Below are 12,169 nucleotides of genomic sequence, written 5' to 3' on the forward strand. Positions count from 1 at the left end.
GACGAGTGTCGCGCATGGTCGCGGAGCGGCGGAAGGGCGCCTACTACCATTCCGACGTGGCCGAAGGCGACAAGACCGAGCGCGATTTCGAGATCGGCAAAGACGGGCTGGGCGGCATCGTCGTCGGGATGGACGGCAGCCCCGCGAGCTTCCACGCCGCCGCCTGGGCCGCCGGGCTGGCCCGCCGCGAGCGCGCGCGCCTCGTGCTGGTCTACGTCGAGGCGGTGGGCGGCGTGGCCTACTGGTCTCCGATGGGGGTCGCGGTGGCCAGCGAAGCCGCCGAGAGCCTCGTCGAGGAGCTGAAGAAGGAAGTCGTGGCGCACCTGCGCTACATCGACATCGACTGGGACTTCGTGCACCACCGCGGTGATCCGGCGGTCGGGCTGGAGCAGGTGGCCGAGCAGTACCGCGCGGACCTCATCGTGGTCGGGCGGTCCCGGCGGCGCGGCGGTCTGCTGGGCACGGTGCCCGCGACGCTGGTGGTGGAGGCCGTGCGGCCCGTCGTCGTGGTCCCGTAGCGGCTCGCACCCGGTAGTCCTTCGCCGGTCCTTTCGCGCTTCCACCGGTACCCGCGTTGCTCGCCGCTCATCTCGGTCCCCGCGCTGAGCCGACACGCCCCACCCAACTCGATCCGAGCGAGTTGATCAGAGTGAACGGCCTGTTCGTCCAATCTAGTCGGACGAGCGGTCCGTTCACTCGGCAAGATCTGAGCTGATCGGGTGGGGGCGCGTGTCAGCGGGGAGGCGATGCGCGGGCGTGATCAGCGGTGCGCAATGCTGGGTATTAATGGTGGATTGATCTCGGTGGCTGCTCCTCGGCCGGATCGTCGGACCGGTGTGAAAAGGTCGCGGTCATGAGTGAGCCGGAGCCGGCCGTCGGGGAGGACTTCGCCGAAGCGGTGCTGATCCACCAGGAATGGGACGGGCGCGAGTTCGAGCACTGCGACTTCACCGGTGCCGACCTCACCGGGCTGCGGGCCGCCAACTGCGTGTTCACCGAGTGCACCTTCGCCCGCGCGGACCTGGCCGACGCGCGGCTGCGCGCCACCGCGTTCCGGTCCTGCACCTTCGACCGCACGCTGCTGCGCGAGTCCACTTGGGACGGTTGCTCGCTGCTCGGTTCTTCCTTCGTGGCCTGCAAGTTGCGGCCGTGCACGCTGCGCGAAACGGACTTCACGCTGGCCGGGATGGGCGGGGCCGACCTGCGCGGGCTGGACCTGCGGGGCCTGCGGTTCCGGGAGGCCAACCTCAGCGATGCCGACCTGCGCCGCTGCGACCTGCGGGAAACCGACTTCACCAGCTCCCGGTTGCTCGGCGCGAAACTCGACGATGCGGACCTGCGCGGCTCGCGGCTGGACGCGAACCAGCTGGTGCAGAGCTCGCTGTCCGGAGCGCGGGTCGACATGGAGACCGCGCTGGCCTACGCCGCCGCCAACGGCCTGCGCGTCGACTGAACCCGAAGCCCGGAGCATCCCGCGTGCTGCCGCCTCGCTGCGGAGGCAGCACGGCCGGCCCGGCTCACCGGATCTGCGGCGCAGCGGGCTCCAGCGCACGCATTTCCTTGCCGCACAACGAAAAACCGGCACCGCCGAAGCGATGCCGGTCCTCCGCTGGTGCTCGATCACTCCATCGGCGGGCGCTGCGCGTCCGGGAGTTCGACCAGCGAACCGTCCGCGAGCAGGTCGGTGATCGCCGAAGCCGTCACGTACGCCGTGCCACCGCCCGGCTGCTCGAACCACGGCACCGCCGTGCCCCGCAGCACCTGCACCGGGCGCTGCACGCGGTAGGCGGCGTACGGCCGGCTCGCCCACTGCGGCGGCAGCGAACGCAGGTTGTACGGGGTGTGCGCCGCGTAAGTGACGTTGCCGCTCGGATCGCCGAAGCGGTCCAGCTCGGTGCCCGGCTGCAGCACCAGCTGCCGCCGGTCCCGGTACAGCGTCAGCGGCGGTTCGCCGCGCAGCGGCTGGATCTCCTGGCCGGGCTGCTGTTGCGCCGGTTGCTGCTGACCGCCCTGCTGCTGCGTGCCCTGCTGCTGCGGGCCGCCCTGGGGCTGGCCCTGCTGGGGCTGGCGCGGCGGCTCGGGCGCGTTCTGCGGCGGCGGACGCTTGATCGGGCCGCCGGGGCGGTTCTGCGGCGGCTCACCCTGCGGTCCCTGCCGCGGCGGGCCGGACATGCCGGGCAGTCCGGCCGGGCCGGGACGGCGGTCCGCGCCGCCGACCGGTGCGGAGCCGGGAGTGCCCTGCGGGCCCGCCGGAGGACGACCGTCCTGCTCGGGACGCGGCGCGCGCTGCGGGAGGCCCGGGGGCGGCGTGCCCGGACCCGGCTGCGGGGCGTTCGGCGCGAAACCGTTCGGCGCCGAGCCGTTGGCCGATCCGCCGGGCTGCTGCCCGCCCGGCTGCCCGGCCGCGGGCTGCTGGCCCGGAGTCGGCATCGGCTGGAAGCGGGTCGCCTCCGGTTCGCCGGACTCGGCCGGTTCCGGAGCCGGGTCCTGGTTCGCGGTGAACAGGAAGTGCCCGCCGGTGCCGGGCGCCGGTCCGCGCTGCTGCGGCTGTTCCGGCGTGCGCCGCGGGAGATCGCCGATCGGCGGACGCCCGGACTGCTCGGGATCCGGTTCCGCCGCGGGCTCGTTCGCCGCGAACGGCTCGAACGACTGCTCCGCGGGGTCTTCGGCGGGCTGCTCGACCGGTTCGTGCGCGGTTTCCGCGGCCGGTTCTCGGTCCGGCTCGGCGGGTTCGTCCCGAACAGGCAGCTGCTCGGCGGCCGGCTGCGCGGGGACCTCAGCAGCGGACAGCGGTCCCGCTGCTGCCGGCGCCGACTCGGCGACCACCGGCGCCGGTTCCGCGGCCATCGGTGTCGGTTCCGCGGCAGCGGGCGGCGAATCCGCCACCTGCTGGGCCGCCACCGGCTCCGCCTGCTGGGCCGCCACCTGCTGGGCCGCTTCCTCGGGGGCCCGCCGCGGTTCGGCAGGCAGCGGTTCGGTGCTCGACAGCAGCAAGCTGCCCAGCAGGAACGCCGCGGCCTGGTCGGCGTGCTCGAAGCGGACGTCACCGTGCAGGTCGTCCTCACCGGCGGTGACGATCCAGTCCGGACCGTCCCGCAGCAGGCAGCGCGCGCTGTTCGAGTGGCTGCCGAGGCGGTACTCCTCGCTGGGCACGCCGAGCTCGCTGAGCCGGTCGTGCAGCCGGGCCAGCACCGCCTGCGTCTCGTCCAGGTCCTCGTTCTCGGCGGGCGCGTCCAGGACGTGCCGCGAACCGGCGGCAGCTTCGGCTGTTTCCGCAGGGCCCGTGTCGTGCGTGAGCAGCGGCGGTTCGCCTTCGAGGTGCTCGTCCGGCCCGGAATCGCGCAACGCCGGGCCGAGATCACCGGTGTCGGCCTCGTCGTCGCGATCGAACCGCGGGCCGGCGTCCGGCGCCGGGAGCTGGACCGCGAAGTCCTCCTGCGCGGCCGCGGGCGAAGGCTCGTACGCAGCGGGCTTGACCACGCCGGCGTCCAAGGCGCCCGAATCCAGTCCGCCGGAATCCCACGCGGCCGACTCGAAACCGTTCAGCTGCGGCGAATCGGGCTCGGGCTCGCCGAGCCCGGATCCGTCCGGCACGCGCTGCTGCTCGGGCTGCGCCATTGCCTGCGCGGGATCCTGGCCGGGCTGCAACGGCGCCCCTTCGAACGAGGCGGCCTGGAACTGCTCCGGCTGCTGCACGGCGTCGCGGGCCGGAGCCTGCTCGGCGGCGTCCTGGCGAGGCCGTGCCGGAGCCGCGCCCGGCTCCTCCGGCTGCTCGAACAGTTCCCGCACGGCGGCGTCGCGGGTGGAGTCGTCGACCTCACCGAGCGCGAACCGCCGCGCCCGGACGTGCTCGACGAGCTCCTGCTGCGGCGGAACGCCGTACTGCATCAGGTAGTACGGCACGGCGCCCGGCCACACCCAGGTGCCGTCGGTGTGCCAGGTCGAGGGGACCGAGGCCGGCGCGTTCGGGTCCAGCAGGTCGTCGTCGTTGTCCCGGGACGCCAGCACGATCGGCGCGTTCTCCAGGTAGTGCCGCAGCGGCCCGACTTCTTCCTGCTGCACCGGCGTGCGCGTGGTCACCAGCGGACGGCCCTGCTCGTCGAAGTCGTCGAACACCAGCGCCGTGCGGAACCGGTCACCGCTCGGGGCGGGGGAGGCGCCCCACTGGTGGCCGTTCGGCTGCGCGGGCGCTGCGGCGGCGAATTCGGCGGGGCCGGACTGCGCGAACTCGGCTGCCGCCTGCTGACCGGGCGGGGTGGGCGCCTGCTGACCGGGCGGAACCGCGGCCTGCTGCTCCGCCTGGGGGGAGGCGGCGGAACCGTCCAGCTTCTCCCGCATCCAATCCGGCACGTTGTCCTCGGTGCGCGGGTAGCGGCGCAGCTCGTCGACGTAGGCGGCGCGCGGCAGCGGCTGCTGCCACTGCGGCTCGGCGTCGAAGTTGATGTCGATGCGGTAGCTGGAGGGCCGCTCCACCACGTACAGCGCGCTGAGCCAGGTACCGACCTCCGGCCGGTACATGCCTTCGCGGAGGTGCTCGAAGATGCCCCACAGCTCTTCGGGTGGTTCCCACGGCTCCGTACCGCCGTCCTGGGCGGCGACCTCGCCGAGCAGATCGCGGTATTCGCCGGTGGCGCGGTACTCCACCGTGATCTGTTGCCAGTCCTCAGGTGCGGCCTGCAACAGCAGGACCCCGATCCTGCGGGCTATCTGTTCCTGCTCTTCCGGACTGATCGCTGTCGGACGCGACATGGGTGACATCCTCCCCCTCTCAACCAGGCACACCGACCCCACCCCGCGCAGACGCTACTCGAAGGTCCATCGGCGTTGTGTTCTCCCGGGTGAGTTAGGTGCGATGACCGCCCCCGCGGCCACCACGGTTGATCTTCGTGCGGGACAGCACCCAAGACTGCCCGCCGGGCCCGCCGAGCAACATCACACCACCAGGTGTGATCCGTTCAGCGGTAGACAGCGGAAATCCGGTGGCGGTGGCCCGCTGCCGACGGCGGCGAACTCGCGGGTCGGCGAGCTGGCGCCGGAACACCGGCGGGCGGAGGCGTTCGGCTGGTACACCAGCGCTGCCACTGCCGGTGCGGCGGTCGCCGCCCCGCTGTCCGGAGCGCTGCTGGATGCCACCGGGCCGGCCGCTGCTGCGGCGGTCGCGGCCGGGTTCGCGGTCGGCGCGGTGTGCCTCGTCGCACATCGCAGCCTCCGGGAGTCGCTTTCCGCGCAGTCCGCGGAGCACACTGCCGCTACGTGAGTGCACAAGCCCGTTCCACCGCCCGCGACCGAGTCCTCGGTCTGCTCGGGGCGATCGCAGTCGGAGTGCTGCTTTCCGTGCAGTCCCGGATCAACGGCACGCTCGGTGCGCGGCTGCAGGACGGTGCGGCCGCGGCGCTGATCTCCTTCGGCTCCGGGCTGGTGGTGCTGTTGATCGGCACCGCGTTCCTGCCCGCGGCGCGGCGGGGACTGCGCCGGGTGGGCACCGCGGTTCGCGGCGGCGGGCTGCGCTGGTGGCACCTGCTCGGCGGCATCTCCGGCGGCTACCTGGTGTTCAGCCAGAGCCTGACCGCGGCGACGCTCGGGGTCGCCCTGTTCACCGTCGCCGTGGTGGCCGGGCAGGTCAGCAGCGGGATGGTGGTGGACCGGCTCGGGCTCGGGCCCGCCGGGCCGCAGCGGGTCACCCCGCCGCGCATGATCGGCGGGGTGCTGGCGGTGATCGCGGTGGTCATCGCGGTCTCGGCGAAGCTGGGCGGGTCGGCGGCCAGCTGGCTGATCCTGGTGCCCGCGCTGGCCGGCATCGGTGTCGCGTGGCAGCAGGCGGTCAACGGCCGGGTGAAGCAGACCGCGGACTCCGCCGCCTCCGCCGCAGTGATCAACTTCGGTACGGGGACGGCGGCGCTGGCCGTGGCCTGGGTGGCGGAACTCGCGGTGCGCGGCCTGCCCTCGTCGCTGCCGACCGCGCCGTGGCTGTACGTGGGCGGTTTCCTCGGCATCTTCGTCATCGGCGGTTCCGCCGTGCTGGTGCACTACACCGGAGTGCTGGTGCTGAGCATGGGGATGGTCGCCGGCCAGCTGCTCGGCGCGCTCGTGCTGGACCTGGTGGTGCCCGCGCCGGGCACGCACGTGGCCGCGTCCACCTTGATCGGAGTGCTGCTGACGTTCGTCGCGGTGGCCGTCGCGTCCCTGCCGGACCGGTCCGCGCGGGCGTGATCCGGCGGGCTTGATCCGACCGGGCTCCGCCGTGCGCCGTCTGCCACGATGAACGGCTGTGAGCGCGACGACGCTGGACGGCAAAGCCACCAAGAACGCGATCTACGACGAGCTGCGCGCCCGGGTGGCCGCACTCGCGGAACGCGGCGCGCAACCAGGGTTGGGCACGGTGCTGGTCGGGGACGATCCCGGCTCGCACTCCTACGTCCGCGGCAAGCACAACGACTGCGCCAAGCTGGGCATCGCCTCGCTGCGCCGGGAGCTGCCCGCCGACGTGACGCAAGCCGCGGTCGAAGCCACGTTGGACGAGCTCAACGCCGACCCGGCCTGCACCGGCTACATCGTGCAGCTGCCGCTGCCGGAGCACCTCGACGCCGGAGCGCTGCTCGAGCGCATCGCGCCGGACAAGGACGCCGACGGGCTGCACCCGATCAGCCTCGGACGGCTCGTGCTCGGTGAACCGGCCCCGCTGCCGTGCACGCCCCGCGGCATCGTCGAGCTGCTGCGCAGGCACGAAGTTCCGCTGGACGGGGCGCAGGCCGCGGTCGTCGGCCGCGGCATCACGGTCGGACGCTCGCTCGGCCTGCTGCTGACCAGGCGCAGCGAGAACGCCACCGTCACGTTGTGCCACACCGGCACGAAAGACCTGGCCGCGCAGGTGCGGCAGGCCGACATCGTGGTCGCCGCGGCCGGTCGCCCGCACCTGATCACCGCGGACATGGTCAAACCCGGCGCGGCAGTGCTCGACGTCGGCGTCACGCGCACCGACGAGGGCGTGGCCGGGGACGTGCACCCGGACGTCGCCGAGGTCGCCGGGTACCTGTCGCCGAACCCGGGCGGCGTCGGGCCGATGACGCGGGCCATGCTGCTCACCAACGTCGTCGAGGCCGCCGAGCGCGCGGAGCGCGGCGATGTCGGCTGAAGGTCCGCAGGAGGCGCGCGGGCCGGGCTCTACGATGACCCGGCACTTCGGTAGCGCGCGGGAGGTCGGCATGAGCGAACGTTTCAGCGACCGGTCGCGGCTCTGGGAGCACGTGCCGTTCGCGGTGGTGGTGCTGGTGACGGCGCTCGGGTTGCTGCGGATAGCGATGCACGCCTGGCGCGAAGGCTCGGTGTGGCTGAGCCTCGCGCTGCTGCTGGCGGCCGGGATGCGCGCGGTGCTGGCCTCGGATCAGGTCGGGTTGCTGGCGGTGCGTTCGCGCACGGTGGACATGGTGCTCTACGGCGGTTTCGGCCTGCTGCTGCTGGCGGTCGCGCTGACCATCGTCGGCGGCCCGCTGGCCTTCTGACGCGAACACCCGCGGCGAGCGAGTCGCCCAGCTCGGACCCGAGTGGAACTTGGCGAATCCGGTCAGGTTCGGGCGTGTCCGCGCTGCGGCGCCGGGGAGTTCACTCCCACCAGAAGGACCAGGTCCGGCGGCCGCGGATTTCGCGGGCGTAGGCGGCGATGCTGCCGGATTCCTGCAGCACCCGGTCCGGGCAGAACGCCCAGTGCTCGGCCGCGACCGAAGTCGCGTGCGCCGGATCCTGCGGCGGCGCGGCCACGCTGATGTCCACCCGGTCCGGCCCGAGCCGCAGCAGCCGCGCCCCGAACCGGTCCTCCCAGCTGCGCAGGAAGGCCGACAGCCCGGCGGTGCGCGAGACGTGGTTGGCCGCGCCGGACCAGCCGAGCACGGTCAGCACGTCCGCCCCGCGGTGCACCGGCACCAGCGCGAGCCGCGTCTCGGTGTCGGCGAAGCGCGGCGCCTGCTGGTTGGCGAGGATGTCCGGGTCCGCCAGCAGGTTCCCGGCAGGGGCGAGTTCCGGGCAGTTGGCGTCGAACGGCGCCAGCGAATCCAGGTCGTAGGCGGGGCCGAGGTCGTCGTCGGAGCGGCAGAGCCCGTCCCAGATCCGCCGCATGACGTCCTCGGCCCGCCACATGTCGATGTGCTCGAGCGGTTCCGGCGGCACCACGCCGACCGTGCACCTGCTGCCGTAAGTCTCGTTGTCGTCGCACAGCAGCAGCGGCCACAGGCCGGTGCGCCGGTGGTCGGTGCGCAGCACGCCCAGCAGCCGCGGCGCGGGTGCATCGAGGCTGATCCAGCACAGCGGCGGTTCGTCGCCGGTGACGCGGGTGGACTGCTCGGCGAGCACTTCGCCTTCCGGCAGCGGCATGGCGGGCTCGCTGCCGGAGCTCCTTGCCAGCAGTGCCGACAGGTCCGCATCGGACCGGGCCGACGGGTCCGCATCGGACCGGGCCGACGGGTCCGCATCGGCCAGCGCCGACAAGCCCGCATCGGACTGGGCAGGCAGGCCCGTGCAGGATCCCGCTGAAGACCCGGTGGCCTGGTCGTCGTGCAACTCGTCACCGCCTCCGCACCGGACGTCACGCCGCGCCCACCCTAATGAGGGCACCGGAGCTGCGGTGCACCTGCTGCCTTTTCGTGATCGGCGGGCGCCCGCCGATCAGGTCTCCTGCGGCCGCCGCGGCTCGACGATGCAGTCCGGGCCGGGGTAGACGAGCCGTTCGTGGCCGTCGTCGAAACGCACCCGGTACGGCGGATCGCCGGAATCTCCGCGCACCTCCAGGATCACGCCGGTGCGGTCGGTCTCCTCGACCGTCCGGCTGTGCACGTGGAGCTGGTCGCCGACTGCTGCCTTCATCGCCCTCACCTCCGACACCAGGCTAGGTGACCGGCGCCACAGCGCGCAGGGCTCTGCGGCCGGGAATCGGGCCTGCCCGGAATCAGGCTCGCGGCACCAGCCAGCTCATCACCTCGGGCGGCAGATCGAGCGTCGCGATCCACGGTGCGGCACCGACCCGGTAGAGCACCACCGCGCCCAGCACCACGGCGATCAGCGTCAGCCCGGGCCCGACCAGCGCCATCTCGACCTTGCCGCCGGTGCGCATCCGCAGCGCTTTCGGCGGGGCGACCGGATACCAGGTCTTGCCGGACAGCGGGAACGGCCAGAGCATCGGGCAGCCCTGCTCGGTGATGGCGTCACCGATGAAGTGCGCGATGCAGCCGAGCATCACCGCGACGCCGAACGCCGCCGCGTCGGTGGGCTGATCACCGGCCCAGTACCAGCAGGTCAGCGTGAGTCCGAGCGAGGCGCAGGCGATCAGCAGCGCGTCCTGCCTCGGCGACCAGGTGTGCATGATGCCGCGCACGGCCAGCCCGGCGAAGGTGAACATCAGCACGCCGAGCGCCGCCCCGGAGCTGCTCTGCACGATCGCGGTGGTGATCAGTCCGGCGAGCACGGCGAAGACCACGGTGTGCGTGAACCCGCGGTGGGTGCCTTCGCGGTCGCTGTCGCTCTTGGTGCGGGTGAGCCGGTAGAGGAACCCGCTCAATCCGCTGATGGCCGCCGAGAATCCGCGCGACAGGGCGCCGAACGTGCTGGCCACGGTGGACTTCGGGTGGTCGATGTCGGGCAGCAGCGCGGCTCCGGAGGCCAGCGTGGCGCCCACGACCCAGGTCTTGGGGGAGAGCTGGCCGATCAAGTGGCTGTCGGCCAACGCGGTCACCGCGGCCCATGCCGCCAGTCCGCTGATGGCGTGTGTGGGTCCGGTCGCCAAGTGCCGCCTCCCGTGATCGTCGCCCGCGCCGAGCCTAGAAGAACGATCTGCCGGTCGGAGCGCCGCCTCGCCGGATTCGTCTCATGCAGGTGTCGCGCGCCGCGGGGGCGGGGCACAATCGAACACGAATAGCAGTACGCTTGTACCGCTTGCATTCTCGCGAGAGGAGCACCCCGCCACATGAGCAAGATCAAGGTCCAGGGCACGGTCGCCGAGCTCGACGGTGACGAGATGACCCGGATCATCTGGTCCTTCATCAAGGACAAGCTGATCCACCCCTATCTGGACATCAACCTCGACTACTACGACCTCGGCATCGAGCACCGGGACGCCACCGACGACCAGGTGACCGTGGACGCGGCGAAGGCCATCGCGCAGCACGGGGTCGGCGTCAAGTGCGCCACGATCACGCCGGACGAGGCGCGCGTGGAGGAGTTCGGCCTGAAGAAGATGTGGCGGAGCCCGAACGGGACGATCCGCAACATCCTCGGTGGCGTCATCTTCCGCGAGCCGATCGTGATCTCGAACGTTCCGCGCTACGTACCGACCTGGACGAAGCCGATCGTCATCGGGCGTCACGCGCACGGCGACCAGTACAAGGCCACGGACTTCAAGGTCCCGGGCCCGGGCACGGTGACCATCACCTACACGCCCTCGGACGGCTCCGAGCCGATCCAGCAGGAGGTCGCGCAGTTCCCGACCGACGGCGGCGTGGCGATGGCCATGTACAACTACAAGCGCTCCATCGAGGAGTTCGCGCGCGCTTCGTTCCGCTACGGCCTGGAGCGCGAGTACCCGGTGTACATGTCCACCAAGAACACGATCCTCAAGTCCTACGACGGCGTCTTCAAGGACGTCTTCGAAGAGGTCTACGAGAACGAGTTCAAGGCGGACTACGAGGCCAAGGGCCTCACCTACGAGCACCGGCTGATCGACGACATGGTCGCCACCGCGATGAAGTGGGAGGGCGGCTACGTCTGGGCGTGCAAGAACTACGACGGTGACGTGCAGTCCGACACGGTCGCGCAGGGCTTCGGTTCGCTGGGCCTGATGACCTCGGTGCTGATGACCGAGGACGGCAAGGTCGAGGCGGAGGCCGCGCACGGCACCGTCACCCGGCACTTCCGCCAGCACCAGGAGGGCAAGTCGACCTCGACGAACCCGATCGCGTCGATCTTCGCGTGGACCCGCGGCCTGGCCCAGCGCGGTCGGCTGGACTCCACCCCGGAGGTCACCGGTTTCGCCAACGCCCTGGAGCGGGTCGTCATCGAGACCGTGGAAAGCGGCAAGATGACCAAGGACCTGGCGCTGCTGGTCGGCGGCGGCCAGGGCCACCAGACCACCCAGGAATTCCTGGCCACGCTGGACGAGAACCTGCAGAAGAAGATGGCCGACCGCTGATCTTCCTCGGCTAGCCTGGAACGCCACTTTCGCCCCGGTTCCGGGGTGGGAGTGGCGTTTTCGCTTTCCGGGGGGAACCTCGCCGCGCGCCGAGCGTCTCCCGGTGGGACCTCGGTGCGAACGAAGTGAGGAGCGGAACGGATGCCGTACCAGTACAAGGTCGTGGAGCTGCGGGAGAAGATGCTGGGCGGCAAGATGTCCGGCGATCGGTTGGAGAAGGTGCTCAACGAGCACGCCGCCGAAGGCTGGCGGCTCAAGACGATCACCGGCGCCGACGTGAAGGGCCGGGTCGGCCCCGGCGGAGTGGACGGCCTGCTGGTCACCTTCGAGCGCGAGCACTGAAGCCGCGACCGGCCCGGGCGCATCCCGGGCCGGGCGGCCCGGCCGTCGGCGACGATCTCCGGTTCGGTAAGCTGATCGACAACGCGCCGTCGGCGCGGCCAACTTCACCAGCGCGATTAGCTCAGCGGGAGAGCGCTACCTTGACACGGTAGAGGTCACTGGTTCGATCCCAGTATCGCGCACCAGTTGTATACCCAGGTGAGAGCCCCAGCCGACGATATTAGTTGGTTGGGGTTCCTACTATTTTGGGAGCGCTGTGGGAGGCGTTGATCTTGGCTTACTGTGTTCACGGCATCTGTGTTCACCCCTGGCTGTTGGTGTCCGGGGCGGGGTGTGAACGCCGCCAGCGGCGCTCCAGTGTGGTGTTCAGGTGGTCGATCATGGGTTCGGTGACGTGGGAGTAGATGCCTTCGACGCCGGGCATGCGGTGGCCGAGCAGCTTAGCTGCGGGGTCCGACCAGTCCTTCGGGCCGGCGGCGTCGCGACGGATCGGACGTGGATTGCCTCGGCCAGCTGGTCCGTACGGCGTCTTCGTACACGCTCGGCGTGAGGCTGCCGGAGAGGGGGCCCGTTCATCTCGGCGGGTCACTCCACGGTGGTGGGCGGTACGGCCAGGAACGCTCGCTGCGGCGAATCCGGGACGTGTGACCGGGATGT

12 protein-coding genes and 1 tRNA gene are annotated in these 12,169 nt (G+C 71.6%); 9 read left to right on the plus strand and 4 right to left on the minus strand.

From position 1 onward, the window contains the following. The first annotated feature begins 14 nt into the window (after positions 1–14). Both INP57_RS03565 and INP57_RS03570 read left to right on the plus strand, forming a co-directional pair. Entirely contained in the window at positions 15–518 is a 504-nt protein-coding gene (locus INP57_RS03565; protein ID WP_200068514.1) for a universal stress protein, read from the plus strand. Positions 519–853: 335 nt separating this feature from the next. Then, complete coding sequence (locus INP57_RS03570; RefSeq protein WP_200068515.1) at positions 854–1,453, plus strand: pentapeptide repeat-containing protein; 600 nt, start codon at positions 854–856, stop codon at positions 1,451–1,453. 167 nt (positions 1,454–1,620) lie between these two features. On the opposite strand, the gene INP57_RS03575 is transcribed toward INP57_RS03570, so the two are convergent. Next, positions 1,621–4,749, minus strand: coding sequence for a glycohydrolase toxin TNT-related protein (locus INP57_RS03575; RefSeq protein ID WP_200068516.1), 3,129 nt, complete (start codon positions 4,747–4,749; stop codon positions 1,621–1,623). Between the two features lie 103 nt (positions 4,750–4,852). On the opposite strand from INP57_RS03575, the gene INP57_RS03580 reads away from it, so the two are divergent. From INP57_RS03580 to INP57_RS03595, 4 genes are all read left to right on the plus strand, one after another. Continuing rightward, a complete protein-coding gene (locus INP57_RS03580; RefSeq protein ID WP_200068517.1) occupies positions 4,853–5,257 on the plus strand; it encodes an MFS transporter in 405 nt (134 codons plus the stop codon). Next, positions 5,254–6,210 carry a DMT family transporter gene (locus tag INP57_RS03585; RefSeq protein ID WP_200068518.1) on the plus strand — a complete coding sequence of 319 codons (957 nt, stop codon included), beginning with the start codon at positions 5,254–5,256 and terminating at the stop codon, positions 6,208–6,210. The genes INP57_RS03580 and INP57_RS03585 overlap by 4 nt, the downstream gene beginning before the upstream one ends. 58 nt (positions 6,211–6,268) lie before the next feature. Further along, positions 6,269–7,132: a bifunctional methylenetetrahydrofolate dehydrogenase/methenyltetrahydrofolate cyclohydrolase gene (locus INP57_RS03590; RefSeq protein ID WP_200068519.1), complete on the plus strand. Its 864-nt coding sequence runs from the start codon at positions 6,269–6,271 to the stop codon at positions 7,130–7,132. A 70-nt stretch (positions 7,133–7,202) separates the two neighbouring features. Continuing rightward, complete coding sequence (locus tag INP57_RS03595) at positions 7,203–7,499, plus strand: DUF3017 domain-containing protein (RefSeq protein WP_200068520.1); 297 nt, start codon at positions 7,203–7,205, stop codon at positions 7,497–7,499. A 100-nt stretch (positions 7,500–7,599) separates the two neighbouring features. On the opposite strand, the gene INP57_RS03600 is transcribed toward INP57_RS03595, so the two are convergent. The 3 genes from INP57_RS03600 to INP57_RS03610 form a co-directional block, all read right to left on the minus strand. After that, positions 7,600–8,550: a DUF4253 domain-containing protein gene (locus INP57_RS03600; RefSeq protein WP_233626614.1), complete on the minus strand. Its 951-nt coding sequence runs from the start codon at positions 8,548–8,550 to the stop codon at positions 7,600–7,602. Between the two features lie 105 nt (positions 8,551–8,655). Beyond that, positions 8,656–8,853: a DUF1918 domain-containing protein gene (locus INP57_RS03605; protein ID WP_200068521.1), complete on the minus strand. Its 198-nt coding sequence runs from the start codon at positions 8,851–8,853 to the stop codon at positions 8,656–8,658. A gap of 82 nt (positions 8,854–8,935) precedes the next feature. Then, positions 8,936–9,769, minus strand: a complete 834-nt coding sequence (locus tag INP57_RS03610) for a metal-dependent hydrolase (protein ID WP_200068522.1) — start codon at positions 9,767–9,769, stop codon at positions 8,936–8,938. Between the two features lie 180 nt (positions 9,770–9,949). Between INP57_RS03610 and INP57_RS03615 the strand changes: the two genes are divergently transcribed. The 3 genes from INP57_RS03615 to INP57_RS03625 all read left to right on the plus strand — a co-directional run bounded on the left by INP57_RS03615 (position 9,950) and on the right by INP57_RS03625 (position 11,697). Continuing rightward, positions 9,950–11,170 carry an NADP-dependent isocitrate dehydrogenase gene (locus INP57_RS03615; RefSeq protein WP_200068523.1) on the plus strand — a complete coding sequence of 407 codons (1,221 nt, stop codon included), beginning with the start codon at positions 9,950–9,952 and terminating at the stop codon, positions 11,168–11,170. Between the two features lie 141 nt (positions 11,171–11,311). Beyond that, positions 11,312–11,512: a DUF4177 domain-containing protein gene (locus INP57_RS03620; protein ID WP_200068524.1), complete on the plus strand. Its 201-nt coding sequence runs from the start codon at positions 11,312–11,314 to the stop codon at positions 11,510–11,512. Positions 11,513–11,622: 110 nt separating this feature from the next. Continuing rightward, positions 11,623–11,697 (plus strand) — tRNA-Val (locus INP57_RS03625). The last annotated feature ends 472 nt before the right edge of the window (positions 11,698–12,169 follow it).

It is taken from the genome of Saccharopolyspora galaxeae (genome assembly GCF_016526145.1).
GTDB classification, from domain to species: Bacteria; Actinomycetota; Actinomycetes; order Mycobacteriales; family Pseudonocardiaceae; genus Saccharopolyspora_C; species Saccharopolyspora_C galaxeae.